The sequence below is a fragment of the Streptomyces sp. WAC00040 genome, assembly GCF_056835925.1.
On record NZ_JAKQZE010000001.1, the window covers coordinates 948,894 to 963,022 of the forward strand.

Below are 14,129 nucleotides of genomic sequence, written 5' to 3' on the forward strand. Positions count from 1 at the left end.
CGCGGTCGGCCGCCCGCCTTCGAATGTGCCCGTCCGGGCACAACAGGCAGGCACAACGGGCCTTGAGGAGCCTCTACGGGCGTGTCAGGACGCTTTTCCTTGTGAAGAACTTCACGAACTTTCTCGCGAGCACCCCTCCAAGCCGGTCCGGCAGACCCTTCCGGCGGCGGCCGGAGCGTCGTCGGCCGGGGGCCCGCGCTCGGTGCCAGGCTGAGGCGCAGACCCCGGGAGGGACCGGGGAAGTCCCGGAGAAAGGCAATCGCGTGATCACCACTGACTTCGTGCCCGGCTCCCCCTGCTGGCTCGACCTCGGCGCCCCCGACATCGACGCGGCGGCCGCCTTCTACGGCGCCGTGTTCGGCTGGCAGGCCCAGGCGTTCGACCAGGAGGCGAGCGGCTACAAGTCGTTCCGGCTCGACGGCAAGGTGGTGGGAGCGGTCGGGCAGCTCACCGAGGAAGGCGCCCGCCCGGCCTGGATGGTCTACTTCCACACTCCCGACATCGAGTCCACCGTGAAGGCGGTCGAGCAGGCGGGCGGCTCGGTGCGCACTCCGCCCTCCGAGGTGTCGGACGAAGGACGGTTCGCCCAGCTCACCGACCCACAGGGGGCCCGGTTCGCGGTCTGGCAGCCGGGCTCGTACCCGGGGATCCAACTGGCCGACGCCCCGGGCAGCCTCGGCTGGGTGGAGCTCTACACCACCGACTCGACCGCCGCGCAGACCTTCTACGGCACCGTCTTCGGCTGGTCCGGCCAGGACATGGAGCTCCCCGGCGACGGCGGCACGTACACGATGGTCACGCCGAAGGACCAGCCGGCCGAGCGGATGTTCGGCGGCATCATGGCCGTTCCCCAGATGTTCTCCTCGGGAGAGGACCGGCCCTACTGGCACCCCGTCTTCGGCACCGCGGACTGCGACGCCACGGTCGCCCTCGTGCGGGAGAAGGGCGGCTCGGTCTCGATGGGCCCCGAGGACGCGGAGGGCGTGGGCCGGCTCGCGGTGTGCAACGACCCGGCCGGGGCTGAGTTCGTCGTGCTCACCCCGTCCCCGACCCCGACCTTCTGACGTGGAATCAGCCGGTGGTCCCGGCGGCGACGCTGTACGCGATGCCGTCGAGGATGTCGTGCTCGCTGACGACCACCTCGCGGGCCCCGGTCCGCCGCATGACCGTGAGCAGGACGAGCGCCCCGGCCGCGATCACGTCGACGCGGCCGGGGTGCATCACGCCGATCGCCGCGCGCTCGTCGTGCGTCGAGTTCAGCAGCAGGGTGGTGACCTCCTCGACCTGCTCATAGGAGATCCGGGAGTGGTGGATGGCCTCGGAGTCGTACTCCTCGAGGCCGAGCGCGATGCCCGCGACCGTGGTCACGGAGCCGGCGAGCCCGACCAGGGTGTGCGCCTGGCGGATGGGCACGGTCTTCTCGACGTCGTCGATCGCCGCCTCGATGTCCGCGGTGATCGCGGCGATCTGCTCCGGCGTCGCCGGACTGCTCGGCGCGTGCCGTTCGGTCATCCGTACACAGCCGATGTCGACGGACCGGGCGGCCCGGGCGTGCTCCTCGCCCACCACGAACTCGGTGGAGCCTCCGCCGATGTCGACGACCAGATAGGGAAGATCGACGTCGGAGCGGCCGTCGAGCGAGTTCGTGGCGCCGGTGAAGGAGAACTCGGCCTCCTGGTCACCGGTGATCACCTCCGGCTCCACGCCGAGGATGTCGAGCACGCCGGCGACGAACTCGTCGCGGTTCTCCGCGTCCCGCGACGCGGAGGTGGCGACGAAGCGGACGCGGCGGGCGCCGTGCTCCTCGATGACGGCGGCGTACTCACGGCAGGCGTCGAACGTCCGCTTCAGCGCCTGTGCGGCGAGCCGGCCGGTGCGGTCGACGTCCTGGCCCAGCCGGACGATGGTCATCCGGCGGTCGAGGTCGACGAGCTTCCCGGTGGCCGGGTCGACGTCCGCGACCAGGAGCCGGATGGAATTGGTGCCACAGTCGATTGCGGCGACGCGGGTCATGTCGGCGGTCTCCTCGGTGATCAGGCTTCGGGCGTCACGCAGGGCGACACGCACGGACCCTTGGCCCACCACTCCGGCAGCATCGCGATCGCCTCGTCGCCCAGCGGGTTGACGCCGGGGCCGGCAGCCAGCGAGTGGCCGACCAGCACGTGCAGGCACTTCACCCGGTCCGGCATGCCGCCGGCACTGGGGAAGCCCTCCAGCACCTCGATGGCGTCACGGCGCCGGATGTAGTCCTCGTGGGCCGCCCGGTAGGCGGCGGCGAGTTCGGGATCCGTCGCCAGGCGCTCGGTCATCTCCTTCATGACGCCGTTCGCCTCGAGCGTGCCGATCGCGGAGGCCGCCCGCGGGCACGTCAGGTAGTACAGCGTCGGGAAGGGGGTGCCGTCGGGGAGCCGCGGGGCGGTCTCGACGACGTCGGGCTGCCCGCAGGGGCAGCGGTGCGCGATCGCGCGCAGACCGCGCGGGGGCCGGCCGAGCTGCTCCTTGAACGCGGCGATGTCCGCGTCGGTGGGCTCGGTGGGTTCGGTGGTGGGAGGAGGTGTTTCCATGCCTGCCTTGTTCGCTGACTTAACCGTGCTGCGGGCCGTCGGCGCTGTCCACGCCGTTCCATACGTTCGAGTACCAGGGCCGGTCGGCCGCACCGCCCTCTTCCTGCTCCTGCTCGGCGGCCTCCGGATCGATCATGGTGTATCCGGTCTCCCCCGGCAGGACGTAGTGCAGATGCTCGCGGGCCAGGCGCCGGATGTACATGTCGTCCTTGAGACGCGCCTTCTCGTCCTTGAGCTGCTCGACGCTCTTGCGGGCCTCGTGCATCAGCCGTTCCTGCTCGGCGATCTCGGCCCGCTGCGAGACGTACTGGCGCATCGGGTAGGCGAGCGCGACGACGAGCGAGCAGACGACGAGGGCGAGGAAGGCCGCGCGTCCGGTGAGGCGGGAGCGGCGGGCCTGGCGGCGGTTCTGGGACCGGTAGACACGGGCGGCGGTCTGCTCGCCGAGCAGCCGCAGCCTGGTCGCCGTGGAGAACCGGTCCGCGTCCGGCGTGCGTGCCATTCCTCTCGCCTCCCCTTCACACGCGTACGTCCCCGGACACGGTACGGGACCGCGGCCGGGGACGTACGGACGACAGGGCTTCAGCCGGTGATCGGGCGGCGATCAGACGTAGGCCGGCCGTCGTGCCTTCTGTGCTTACTGGTCCGCGAAGCGGAACCGCGGGAACGCGCTGCGGCCCGCGTACACCGCCGCGTCGTCGAGGATCTCCTCGATGCGCAGCAGCTGGTTGTACTTGGCGACGCGCTCGGAGCGGGCCGGGGCGCCGGTCTTGATCTGGCCGCAGTTGGTGGCGACGGCCAGGTCGGCGATGGTGACGTCCTCGGTCTCGCCGGAGCGGTGGGACATCATGCACTTGAAGCCGTTGCGCTGGGCGAGCTCGACGGCGTCGAGGGTCTCGGTCAGCGAACCGATCTGGTTGACCTTCACGAGCAGGGCGTTCGCGGCGTTCTCCTCGATGCCGCGGGCCAGGCGCTCCGGGTTGGTGACGAACAGGTCGTCGCCGACGAGCTGCACCTTGGCGCCGAGCTTCTCGGTGATGGCCTGCCAGCCGGCCCAGTCGTCCTCGAACAGCGGGTCCTCGATGGAGACCAGCGGGTAGGAGTCGACGAGTTCCGCGTAGTACTCGGTCATCTCGGCGGCCGAGCGGGACTTGCCCTCGAACTCGTACGAGCCGTCCTTGTAGAACTCGGACGCGGCGACGTCGAGCGCGAGCGCGATGTCCTTGCCCGGGGCGTAACCGGCCTCCTTGATGGCCTCGAGGATGAGGTCCAGGGCGGCGCGGTTGGAGTCGAGGTTCGGCGCGAAGCCGCCCTCGTCGCCGAGACCGGTGGACAGGCCCTTCTGCTTCAGAACCTTCTTGAGGGTGTGGTAGACCTCGGTGCCCCAGCGAAGGGCCTCGGAGAAGGACTCGGCGCCGATCGGCGCGATCATGAACTCCTGGATGTCCACGTTGGAGTCGGCGTGCGAGCCGCCGTTCAGGATGTTCATCATCGGAACGGGCAGCAGGTGCGCGTTCGGGCCGCCCAGGTAGCGGAAGAGCGGCAGGTCCGAGGCCTCGGAGGCGGCGTGCGCCACGGCGAGGGAGACGCCGAGGATGGCGTTGGCGCCGAGGGAGGACTTGTCCGGGGTGGCGTCCAGGTCGAACATCGCCTGGTCGATCAGCCGCTGCTCGGTGGCGTCGTAACCGACGAGCTCCGGGCCGATCTGCTCGATGACGGCGAGGACGGCCTTCTCGACACCCTTGCCCTGGTAGCGGTTCTGGTCACCGTCGCGAAGCTCGAGAGCCTCGAACGCACCGGTGGAGGCGCCGGACGGAACTGCAGCACGACCCGTGCTGCCGTCGTCGAGGCCAACCTCGACCTCGACCGTGGGGTTACCTCGGGAGTCCAGGATTTCCCGGGCTACGACGACGTCGATGGACGGCACGAGCATCTCCTTCTGGGATGTGACGCGAGAAAAAGTGCAGAGGTCTGCTTGGCCTTGCGGCAAGAGCCTAACCGCCTCGGGGGCAAAGGCCTGCCGATGCCCGCCCCCTGGGACGAAAAAGGGCATCAAGTCCCTTGGGACGGGGCAAACAGGGCGGTATCTACCTGCGGGTAACCGGCATTCGGGCCCTGGCCCTCGACGGACCGAACCCCGGCCCGGCGCGTTCGGGGGGGAAGGTGCGCCGGACCGGGGTGCTCGGGTCCCGTACGGAAGACGGGTGGCCTCCCACGACCGCCGGACCGTGGGAGGAAGGGGTGGGTCAGCTCAGGTGGAGCTGCTGACCCGGGTGGATCACGTCGGCGTCCTCGACGATGTCCTTGTTCAGCTCGAAGAGCTTCTCCCAGCCGCCCTTGACCTTCTCGGCCTCGGCGATGGTGCTCAGGGTGTCGCCGGCCTTGACCTTGTACTCGCCGTCGCCCTTCTTGAAGGACTTGGCCTCGGCAGCGGCGGCGGGCTTCTCGGCCTTCTTCGCCGGGGCCTCGGCGCGCTCGGAGCGCGTGGTGGGGGCCTCGGCGCGCTCCTGGGCCGGCTGGGTGGGCTCGGCCTCGACGGAGCCGGCGTCGTTGGAGGCGTTGGACAGGCCGACGCCACAGCTCGGCCAGGCGCCCTTGCCCTGGCCGGCCAGGACCTTCTCGGCTATCTCGATCTGCTGGGACTTGGACGCCTGGTCGGCGGTCGCGGCGTACGCGGTGCCGCCGTACGCGGCCCAGGTCGAGGCGGAGAACTGCAGGCCGCCGTAGTAGCCGTTGCCGGTGTTGATGGACCAGTCGCCGCCGGACTCGCACTGGGCGACGGCGTCCCACTCGGCCGTGGTGGCGGCGGAGGCGGTGCCCGCACCGAGCAGCGGCGCGGCGACGGCCGCACCGGTGATGCCGACGAAGGCGGCGATACGGGTCGCCCGGGAAGCGCGGCGGTGCTTGGCGTTGCCGGAAGAACGCAGCATGGAGCTATCTCCTCACCGACGCCTGCGAGGTGAGCTGTCGGGTTCGGGCCTGTGAGTTGCCCGGCCGCACGTCACTGACGCACGGTCTTCACCCCCAGCCGGTTCCGTTCCGCCGGTCTCCACGGTCCGGCCGACCTCGACGTACGGTCGGCCTCTCGCTGTCCCGGCTCACGGGCCCGGCACTTACCTGGGTCCCCCGCTCCTGCCTTCGGCGCTCTGAGCGACGACTGTTCCCCCCGACCGACGGCAGGATTCGGCGTATCGGTCGACGGTGCCCGCGATGGCGAACGGTTCAGACGGTAGACACACGACTCCCCGATGTTCAAAGTCGAACATCGGGGAGAAATCGCCCGAACCGGCCACCCATGAGTGTCCGTTTTCGCAGGTGAGGGGCGGAGTGGGCGAATTCGCAGGGCTGTTTGCTGCAGTTGCAGCAAAGAGACCCTTGTCTCACTCGCACACAACGGACATAAGCCGGCGAAACGCTACGCGAACTAGCCCCGGTTCAGGCCGAGATCGAGGCTCTGACCGGGCCGGATGAGGTCCGGGTCGGCCCCGACGGCCTCCTGGTTCGCCTCGTAGAGCGCCGGCCACCCGCCGGGCACGTCCTTCTCGTTGGCGATGTCGCACAGGTTGTCGCCGGGCTGAACGGTGTAGGTGTCGGGGCGGGTTGCCTCATCGGCACCGTTTCGACCTGAACTGTCACCACGTGAGGCATGACGGCCGCTTTCGCGGCCCTTTTCCGTTTTGCCCGTTTCTGCCTCGCTGTCGGCGGGGGCGCCGCGGTGCTTGCCGCCGCCGCTCGTGGCGCCGTCGGAGGGAGCCGCGCCCGTGGCGCCGTCCGACGCGCCGGGAGCCTCCGGAGCCGTGGTGGTCCCGTCCGTGGAGTCCGGCGCGTCACCGGCGCCACGGGACGGCGCTCCGGTCCCGCCCGGACCGCCGGAAGAGTCCTCGATGGTCCCGCTGTCCGTGTCGTCGGCCGGCGTGTCCCTGCCGGAGGCGTCCTCGGACGGCTCCACGGCCGGTGCTTCGCTCTGCTGCGGCAGCGGCAGGATGCCGGGGTCGACGCCGGTGTCCGTGCCGTCGTTGACAAGCCCCGCGAGCGGCCCGCACGCGGGCCACGCCTGCGGGCCCTCGGCGGCGAGCACCTTCTCGGCGACCGCTATCTGCTGCGAGCGGCTGGCGAGGTCGGCGCTCGGCGCGTACGCGGTGCCGCCGTACGCGACCCAGACCTCCTCGGAGAACTGGAGTCCGCCGTAGAAGCCGTTGCCGAAGTCGGCGCTCCAGGCGCCGCCGCTCTCGCACTCCGCGACGCGGTCCCACGTGCTCGCGTCCGCGGCCGAGGCCGAGCCCGCGCCGAGCAGCGGAATGGCGATGGCCGAACCGGTCACCCCTGCCGCAACGATGAGGGCCGGAGCCTGGCGGGGTCGGCGGTGTCGTCCGTTCCCGGAGAGCATGCGGTTGCCTTTCGCGTGACAGCTGAGAAACCTGCGGCCTGCTGTTGCGTGCCGAGTCGACGGTGAACGTAGCCGTATTCGAACGCGAGTCACAAGTCGATGCAGCGGAGATCACGTGAAAGTCACAGAATTGACGCTGCGTCAGTTTGTTTCGGGTGTGAACTCAACGGGCAGAGTGCGCAATCCACGCATGATGAGTCCCCCACGCCACCGCAAATCGGCCGGATCTCCCGCAAGCCGCAAGTCAGGCATTCTGCGGAGCAGCGTGGCGAGCGCGGTCTGCCCCTCGAGCCGGGCGAGCGGCGCGCCGAGGCAGTAATGGATGCCGTGTCCGTACCCCAGATGCTGGTTGTCACGCCGGGACAGGTCGAGCGTGTCCGGCGCGTCGAAGCGTTCGGGGTCGCGGTCGGCGGCCGCGAGCACGACGAGGACCGGGTCGCCGGCAGCGATCCGCTGCCCGCCGACGGTGAGCGGTTCGGTGGCGAACCGCCATGTCGCCAGCTCCACCGGGCCGTCATAGCGCAGCAGTTCCTCGACGCCGGTGGCGAGCAGCTCGCTCTCGCCCGCGGCGAGCGACGCCTGGAGGCGCTCGCGCTGGCCGGGGTTGCGCAGCAGCGCGTACACACCGTTGCCGATGAGGTTCACGGTGGTCTCGAAGCCGGCGAAGAGCAGGATGAAGGCCATCGCCGCGGCCTCGTTCTCGGTGAGGTGCTCGCCGTGGTCGGACGCCTTGATGAGTCCCGAGATGAGGTCGTCCCCCGGTTCCTCCCGCTTACGGTGAATCAACTCCGCGAGGTATCCGCGCATCTTCTTCACCGAGCGGGCGACGCCGCCGCGCGGACCGCCCCCGTGGCGGATCATCATTCCCGCCCAGTCACGGAAGTCGTCCTGGTCCTCGCGCGGGACGCCGAGCATGTCGCAGATGGCGTAGATGGGCAGCGGGAAGGCGAACTCGTGGATCAGGTCCGCCTCCCCCTTCGCCGCGAAGGAGTCGATGAGACGGTCCGTCAGCTCCTGCACTCGCGGCGCGAACTCGGCCACACGGCGCGGGGTGAACGCCTTGGAGACCAGCCGGCGCAGCCGGGTGTGGTCCGGCGGGTCGATGTTCAGCAGATGCGTCATCAGCTCCGCCTTGCGCTCGCCCGGGATGCCTGTCTTCCCCTTGGCGTGCGCCGGTTCGTCGTGATGCGCTGGGTTCTTCGAGAGCCGCTGGTCGGCGAGGGCCTCCTTGGCGTCGGCGTACCGGGTGACCAGCCATGCCTCCACTCCGCTGGGCAGCCGGGTCCGGTGCACCGGCGAGTGCTCGCGCAGCCAGGCGTAGGCGGGGTAGGGGTCGGTCGCGAACTCCCAGGTGAAGAGTTCGGGAGCGGCGTTCCGGTCGGTCGGGTCGTTCACCCCTCGACGTTACCGGGGTGGCCCTCCGCCGCGCGGATCGCGTCCCGGTACGCGCGGGCGGCGGCACGCAGCGCCGCCTCGGGGTCGACGCCCGCCGCCTCCGCACGCACGGCGAGGGCGAGCAGCTCGTAGCCGACGCCCTGCCCGGCGGGGACAGGGACATCGAGGCCGGCCGTACGGACCCTGGAAGCAAGCTTCGCCGCCAGCGCGAGGCCCGGCTGGCCGAGCGGTACACCGTCGGTCACCGACGCGCGCTGCTTCTCGATCGCCTTGGTGCGCAGCCAGTGCGCCTTGACCTCCTCGGGCGTCGAGGCGGTCTCCTCACCGAAGACATGGGGATGGCGGTGGATCAGCTTCTCGACGATCGTGCCCGCGACGTCGTCGATCGAGAACGGCTCGTCCTCTTCCCCGGGGCCGCCCTCCTCGGCGATCCGCGCGTGGAAGACGACCTGGAGCAGTACGTCCCCGAGCTCCTCGCGCAGCTCGTCGCGGTCACCGTCCTCGATGGCCTCGACGAGCTCGTACGCCTCCTCGATGCCGTACTTCGCCAGGCCCTTGTGGGTCTGCCGCGAGGACCAGGGGCACTCGCGGCGGATGCGGTCCATGACCTCGACGAGGTCGAGCAGGCGTGCGCCGGGCAGGTCGTACGCACCGGGCAGCAGCTCCAGGTCCGGCATCGCCACCCGGCCGGACCCGCCGAGGCGGGCCAGACCGTCGGTCAGGGCCGGCTCCCCCTCGCCGGAGACCAGCACGACGACCGTGCGGCCTCCCGCGCAGGCGTCCACGAGCTCCTGCGCGCTCGGCGCGGCATGCTCCACGGTCACCCCGGCCTCACGCAGGTACGACAGCTGCCGGTGGTGCGGATCCGCACACAGCACCCGGTCCGCGGCGTGCAGCGTCCGCCACGCGGGCCAGGACAGCAGTCCGGGCGCGACGCGGTGGCTGGCGGTGAGCAGGACGATACGGCCGACGGCGGGTGCTTCGGTGGTCACACCCCGAACCTACCTCCCGCCGTTACGCACCCGCCTCGACGGGCTGTGCCTCCCGCGAGACCTGCGTGATCCAGGGCGCCTTGTAGGTCCCGAGCTCCAGCTTCGCGTCGTCCCAGGCGCCGTAGCGGGGGTTCACGTCGATGTCGAGGTCCTTCGCGGCGGCAGTGAATGCCTCGTTCAGCAGCTGCTGGCCCTCGGGGCTGTTCGCCGCGCCGATCGCGGTGGCGATCTTGCCGACCAGGATGTCGCGGCGCACGGCGTTCTCGACCTGGTCGGGGGCGACGCCGCGCTGCTGGAGGTACATGGCGGCGAGCTGCTCCTCACCGCCGGACTGCTCCGCGAGCTCGTCCCGCCCGTCCTGGATCTCCTTGCGGCTGACGCTCACCCCGGCGTCCTCCGCGGCCTTCGCGACCACCCGGTCGACGATCAGGTCGTACAGCTTGGCCCGGCCGAGCTGTCCGCTGTCCTTGATCAGCTGCGCGGACTGCGGCGAGGCCTGCTGCGCGTCGCGTACGTCCTGGACCTTCGCCTGGACGGTGGACATCTCGATCCGCTGCCCGCCGACGACGGCGGCGGTCCCGGGGTGCGCGTCGTTGCCGCAGGCGGCGAGGAGCGGCGCGGCGGCGAGGAGCGCGGCGGAGACGGTGAGCGCGGTGCGACGACGGCGGTGCAAAGGGGCCTCCCGGCATGATTGTGCTTCGGTGCACAAGGCCTTGCGGTGATCGATGTTAGGCACTGGGAGTGGCGTGGGCCACTGATTCGCCAAACGATTCGGCGGGAGCCGGGATGCGGGCGGGGCTCCCGCTCCCCCCACGGCGGTCACCGGCCCGGCGGACGCGTCCGGCACGACGGTCCGGAACGGGCCCCCGGGGGCCGCTCTCCGCATCGCTGCCGGGAGCTCCTGCGCACCTCCCCGACGCTCATCCGGCGTTCACCTGCCGCTCACGCCGGCGTCAGGGGCCGCTCCATCGGCCCCCCGTACCCTCGCCCGGTGACCACGCTCTCTGTCATCGTCCCCTGCTACAACGTCTCCGCGTACATAGCCGAAACGGTGGCCGGCCTGGTGAACAACGCCCGGGACGACTTCGAGTTCATCTTCGTCGAGGACCGCTCGACGGACGACACCTTCGAAGCCCTCACCGCGCTCACCCGGCGCCTGCCGAACAGCGCCGTAGTCCGCCACGAGGAGAACCGGGGACTCGCGTCGGCGCGCAACACCGGCATCGACCGGGCCGACGGCCGCCTGATCACCTTCCTCGACGGCGACGACTGGCTCGGGCGAGGTCATCTGGCGGCGCTCGTCGACGTGATCGACCGGCTCGGCGTGGACTTCGTACGCACCGACCATGTGCAGGTGACCGGCTCTCAGCGCACCCTCCAGCGCGCGCCGGAGGGACGGCGGGACACGCCGCTGGACCCGCGCTCGTCGATCCTGCCGGTCGGCGACTCGAGCATGGTCGACTACCCGTACGCCTGGGCCGGCGTCTACGACGCCTCCCTCCTCGACCGGGGGATGCTGCGGTTCACCGACGGACTGCGCACCGCGGAGGACCGGCCCTGGATCTGGCAACTGCACCGGCACGCCGAGTCCTACGCGGTGACCTCGCTGCACCAGATCTTCTACCGGCGGGGCGTCGCGAGTTCGCTCACCCAGATCGGCGACGTACGGCAGCTGGACTTCGTGAAGGCGTTCGACCAGGTACTGGCCGAACTCGCCGACGACCCGCAGGCGGACCTCCTGATGCCGAAGGCGGTCCGCGGCTACTGCGTCGTCATCGCCCATCAGCTCCGCGACCGGCAGCGCTTCAGCCGTTCCGTCGCCCGTGAGCTCAAGGCTCTCACCGGCGGGGCCCTGCGGCGCATTCCGGGTGCCGAGCTGGAGCGGGCACTCGCCGGGCTCGACGACGAACGGCGCACCATCATCAGAAAGGCCGCCGCATGACCGTCCAGATCTTCTGCGCCGCCACCCAGTACGCGGCGGCCACCGTCACGGCCGCCATCCGCTCCGGCCTGTTCGGTCCGCGGTCACGGCACCGCCGGATCCTGGTGGTCAGCGACACCTCGGCCGTTCCCGAACTGGGTACACCGCTGGACCGGATGTCCGGTTTCGAGGCGCTGCGCCCCGAGTTCGACGAGGTCCGCTCCTGGAACGCGACGATCCGCCCGCACCACCCGGCCGGCTGGTCCCCCCGTGCCCAGGACGTCCTGCTGTGGGAGAGGAGCCTGCGGCTCGCCTGGGGGCTGGGCGACGACAAGGTCGAGATCGCCTGCGAGTCGATCCAGGCCAACCCGTCGCGGGCCATCGCGGCGATCTTCGCGGACAGTCCGCTCCATGTGTACGCGGACGGGCTGATGAGCTACGGACCCACCCGCAACCAGATCCCGCTGCCGATGAGCAGCCGCATCAGTCGTCTGATCCATCTGGACCTGGTGCCGGGCCTGAGGCCGATGCTGCTGTCCGAGTACGGGGTCGAGCCCGTCGCCGTGCCCGACGCGGAGTTCCGCGCCGTGCTCGCCGAGGTCGGTTCGGCCGCGGAGACCGGTCAGCAGCGTCCCACGGCGCTGCTGCTCGGCCAGTACCTCTCCGCACTGGAGCTGATCAGCCGGGACGAGGAGGAGGAACTGCACCTCGGCATGATCCGCGGGGCCGCGGCCCTCGGACACCGTGTCATCACCTTCAAACCGCATCCCAGCGCCACCGCGGACTCCACGCGCGCCCTGGAGGAGCTCGGGTCCGGGCTCGGCCTCGACCTGCACATACTGCGGACGCCCATGCTCGCGGAGACGCTTTACGAACGGACCCGCCCGGAACTGGTCGTGGGGTGCTTCTCCACCGCGATGATCACGGCTGCGGCCTTCTACGGCATCCCCGCCGCCCGGGTGGGCACCGAACTGCTGCTGGAGCGCATCGCCCCCTACCAGAACAGCAACCGCGTCCCGCTGACCATCGTCGACGCCCTCGTCCCCGACCTGACCGACATCGAACGGGCGGGCAGGCCGGTGGACCTCACCGCCGATGTCGGCGGCCTGGTCCGCGCGGTCGGGTACTGCATGCAGTCCGCGTCCCACCCGGGACTTCGGGAGGAGGCGGTGTCCTTCCTCTCCGCGCTGCCCGAGGAAGAACTGACCCGCTACTTCAAGCGGCGCAGGCTGACCAGCCTGGGCCTGCCTGGTGCCACGCGGCCCGTGCGGGGCGAGGCGCTGCGCAGGAACCCGGTGCTGCGCAAGGTGGCCCGCCGGATGCGCTGAGCCGCCCGAGCCGTGCATGTCCGTGCCCCCGCGATCTCGGATCGGCGGGGCACGGGCGTGTACGGCGCTCGTCAGCGGACCGTGACCTGCTCCGGTTCCGTGTCCGGCCGGACCTGGGAGCGGTCCGAGCCGAGCATGATGAACCGCGACAGGACGAACGTCAGCGGGATGGCCGCGGCCGCCGCGAGCAGCGGCGCACAGGTGCTGCCGAAGTGCAGCACGTCGACGAGGAGGTACACCCCTCCGGTCGTCACCACGAAGTTCGCCGCGTTGGTGAGCGGGAACAGCAGGAACTTCCGCCACGTCGGCCGGGTGCGGTACGTGAAGTACGAGGTCAGGAAGAACGACCCGACCATGGACAGCAGGAAGGCGACGACGTGGGCCGCCACGTACGGCAGGACCGTGAGCAGGGCCAGGTACAGGCCGTAGTACGTCCCGGTGTTCACCAGTCCGACCAGGCCGAACCTGACGATCTGGCCCCGTACCGTCATTTCCCTACCAGTTCCCCCGCGCGCCTGTTCCCGTCACTGTCCCGTCGGCCGTCCTCCTGTCGGGGAAGGCCGGCGTTGGTCGCCTTCACCAGGAAGTGCGGCCGCCGCTTCACCTCGTAGTAGATGCGTCCGACGTACTCGCCGACCACACCCAGCATCAGCATCTGCACGCCGGCGAGCGCGATGACCGCCACGAGCAGGGTGACATATCCGGGGGTGTCCACGCCGTTCGCCAGGGCGACACCGACGATCCAGGCGGCATACACCATCGCGACGGCGAGCAGCAGCATTCCCAGATAGATCGCGGCCCGCAACGGTTTGTTGTTGAAGGACAGCAGCCCGTCGAGACCGTAATTGAGGAGCTTTCCGAAGCTCCATTTGGAGCGGCCCTGCTCGCGCACCGCGTTCTCGTACTCGAATGTCGTGGTGCGGAATCCGACCCAGGCGAAAATTCCCTTGGAGAAACGGTTGTACTCGGTCAGCTCCAGCACCGAGTCGACGGTGCGCCGGGACAGCAGCCGGAAATCGCCGACTCCGTCCACGAGTTGCACGTCGACCAGTCGGTTGATCAGCCAGTAGTAGGCGCGCGCCGTGATCGTGCGGGAGACCCGGTCGCCCTTGCGGGTGCGCTTGGCGATGACCTGGTCGAATCCGTCCTCGTACAACTGGAGCATGCGGCGCACGAGTTCCGGCGGATGCTGGAGGTCGGCGTCCATGATGACGACCGCGTCCCCCTCGGCGTGCCGGAGTCCGGCGAGCATCGCAGCCTCCTTGCCGAAGTTGCGGCTGAAGGAGACGTAACGGGTACGGGAGTCGGCCTCGGCGATCCCCTGAAGGAGATCGAGCGTCCGGTCCTGGCTTCCGTCGTCCACGTAGACCAGCTCGAATTCCTGCCCGAGCAGGTCCAGTTCGGCGGTCACATGGTCATGGAAGCGGCCGATGATCTCCTCTTCGTTGAAGCACGGGACAACTATCGAGATCAGCACCAGAGAACAACATCCGTCCTGAATGTCGCAGACGGGGTCACGACATGGCGCACAGACGACCTTTC

The 14,129-nt window shown here is 70.2% G+C and carries 14 protein-coding genes and 1 riboswitch; of the genes, 3 read left to right on the forward strand and 11 right to left on the reverse strand.

What is annotated here, in order from left to right:
- Nucleotides 1–263: 263 nt before the first annotated feature.
- Nucleotides 264–1,064: a VOC family protein gene (locus MDN94_RS04295; RefSeq protein WP_482724636.1), complete on the forward strand. Its 801-nt coding sequence runs from the start codon at nucleotides 264–266 to the stop codon at nucleotides 1,062–1,064.
- Between the two features lie 7 nt (nucleotides 1,065–1,071).
- Here the strand turns inward: MDN94_RS04295 and MDN94_RS04300 are convergent, their stop codons facing one another.
- The 9 genes from MDN94_RS04300 to MDN94_RS04340 all read right to left on the reverse strand — a co-directional run bounded on the left by MDN94_RS04300 (nucleotide 1,072) and on the right by MDN94_RS04340 (nucleotide 10,011).
- On the reverse strand, nucleotides 1,072–2,013 hold the full coding sequence (locus tag MDN94_RS04300) for a Ppx/GppA phosphatase family protein (protein WP_482726999.1): 942 nt from the start codon (nucleotides 2,011–2,013) through the stop codon (nucleotides 1,072–1,074).
- Between the two features lie 20 nt (nucleotides 2,014–2,033).
- A complete protein-coding gene (locus tag MDN94_RS04305) occupies nucleotides 2,034–2,564 on the reverse strand; it encodes a DUF501 domain-containing protein (RefSeq protein ID WP_360045375.1) in 531 nt (176 codons plus the stop codon).
- A 19-nt stretch (nucleotides 2,565–2,583) separates the two neighbouring features.
- Nucleotides 2,584–3,066 carry an FtsB family cell division protein gene (locus MDN94_RS04310; protein WP_482724637.1) on the reverse strand — a complete coding sequence of 161 codons (483 nt, stop codon included), beginning with the start codon at nucleotides 3,064–3,066 and terminating at the stop codon, nucleotides 2,584–2,586.
- A 135-nt stretch (nucleotides 3,067–3,201) separates the two neighbouring features.
- A complete protein-coding gene (eno, locus tag MDN94_RS04315) occupies nucleotides 3,202–4,497 on the reverse strand; it encodes a phosphopyruvate hydratase (RefSeq protein ID WP_307706795.1) in 1,296 nt (431 codons plus the stop codon).
- Between the two features lie 313 nt (nucleotides 4,498–4,810).
- Nucleotides 4,811–5,494, reverse strand: coding sequence for a transglycosylase family protein (locus MDN94_RS04320; protein ID WP_482724638.1), 684 nt, complete (start codon nucleotides 5,492–5,494; stop codon nucleotides 4,811–4,813).
- 4 nt (nucleotides 5,495–5,498) lie between these two features.
- Nucleotides 5,499–5,636, reverse strand: a riboswitch (cyclic di-AMP (ydaO/yuaA leader).
- A 352-nt stretch (nucleotides 5,637–5,988) separates the two neighbouring features.
- Complete coding sequence (locus MDN94_RS04325; protein WP_482724639.1) at nucleotides 5,989–6,951, reverse strand: transglycosylase family protein; 963 nt, start codon at nucleotides 6,949–6,951, stop codon at nucleotides 5,989–5,991.
- A 141-nt stretch (nucleotides 6,952–7,092) separates the two neighbouring features.
- Nucleotides 7,093–8,346, reverse strand: coding sequence for a cytochrome P450 family protein (locus MDN94_RS04330; RefSeq protein WP_482724640.1), 1,254 nt, complete (start codon nucleotides 8,344–8,346; stop codon nucleotides 7,093–7,095).
- The gene (locus MDN94_RS04335; protein WP_482724641.1) at nucleotides 8,343–9,338 is read right to left on the reverse strand and encodes a nucleoside triphosphate pyrophosphohydrolase; all 996 of its coding nucleotides are present in this window, start codon (nucleotides 9,336–9,338) and stop codon (nucleotides 8,343–8,345) included. Before MDN94_RS04335 ends, MDN94_RS04330 begins: the two co-directional genes overlap by 4 nt.
- A 22-nt stretch (nucleotides 9,339–9,360) precedes the next feature.
- Entirely contained in the window at nucleotides 9,361–10,011 is a 651-nt protein-coding gene (locus MDN94_RS04340) for a SurA N-terminal domain-containing protein (protein WP_453466112.1), read from the reverse strand.
- Nucleotides 10,012–10,329: 318 nt separating this feature from the next.
- Here MDN94_RS04340 and MDN94_RS04345 point away from each other — a divergent pair, with 318 nt between their 5' ends.
- Both MDN94_RS04345 and MDN94_RS04350 read left to right on the forward strand, forming a co-directional pair.
- Nucleotides 10,330–11,280: a glycosyltransferase family 2 protein gene (locus tag MDN94_RS04345; protein WP_482724642.1), complete on the forward strand. Its 951-nt coding sequence runs from the start codon at nucleotides 10,330–10,332 to the stop codon at nucleotides 11,278–11,280.
- Entirely contained in the window at nucleotides 11,277–12,587 is a 1,311-nt protein-coding gene (locus MDN94_RS04350) for a polysialyltransferase family glycosyltransferase (RefSeq protein ID WP_482724643.1), read from the forward strand. Before MDN94_RS04345 ends, MDN94_RS04350 begins: the two co-directional genes overlap by 4 nt.
- Before the next feature lie 71 nt (nucleotides 12,588–12,658).
- Here MDN94_RS04350 and MDN94_RS04355 read toward each other — a convergent pair whose 3' ends face one another.
- Both MDN94_RS04355 and MDN94_RS04360 read right to left on the reverse strand, forming a co-directional pair.
- Nucleotides 12,659–13,078: a GtrA family protein gene (locus MDN94_RS04355; protein ID WP_482724644.1), complete on the reverse strand. Its 420-nt coding sequence runs from the start codon at nucleotides 13,076–13,078 to the stop codon at nucleotides 12,659–12,661.
- Nucleotides 13,075–14,064, reverse strand: a complete 990-nt coding sequence (locus tag MDN94_RS04360) for a glycosyltransferase family 2 protein (protein WP_482724645.1) — start codon at nucleotides 14,062–14,064, stop codon at nucleotides 13,075–13,077. Before MDN94_RS04360 ends, MDN94_RS04355 begins: the two co-directional genes overlap by 4 nt.
- Nucleotides 14,065–14,129 lie beyond the last annotated feature (65 nt).

What these genes read in the sequence shown, in the direction of transcription:
- eno (WP_307706795.1), bottom strand. Translation starts at nt 4,497, where the DNA reads ATGCTCGTGCCGTCCATCGACGTCGTCGTAGCCCGGGAAATCCTGGAC.
- MDN94_RS04310 (WP_482724637.1), bottom strand. Translation starts at nt 3,066, where the DNA reads ATGGCACGCACGCCGGACGCGGACCGGTTCTCCACGGCGACCAGGCTG.
- MDN94_RS04355 (WP_482724644.1), bottom strand. Translation starts at nt 13,078, where the DNA reads ATGACGGTACGGGGCCAGATCGTCAGGTTCGGCCTGGTCGGACTGGTG.
- MDN94_RS04325 (WP_482724639.1), bottom strand. Translation starts at nt 6,951, where the DNA reads ATGCTCTCCGGGAACGGACGACACCGCCGACCCCGCCAGGCTCCGGCC.
- MDN94_RS04350 (WP_482724643.1), top strand. Translation starts at nt 11,277, where the DNA reads ATGACCGTCCAGATCTTCTGCGCCGCCACCCAGTACGCGGCGGCCACC.
- MDN94_RS04305 (WP_360045375.1), bottom strand. Translation starts at nt 2,564, where the DNA reads ATGGAAACACCTCCTCCCACCACCGAACCCACCGAGCCCACCGACGCG.
- MDN94_RS04300 (WP_482726999.1), bottom strand. Translation starts at nt 2,013, where the DNA reads ATGACCCGCGTCGCCGCAATCGACTGTGGCACCAATTCCATCCGGCTC.
- MDN94_RS04320 (WP_482724638.1), bottom strand. Translation starts at nt 5,494, where the DNA reads ATGCTGCGTTCTTCCGGCAACGCCAAGCACCGCCGCGCTTCCCGGGCG.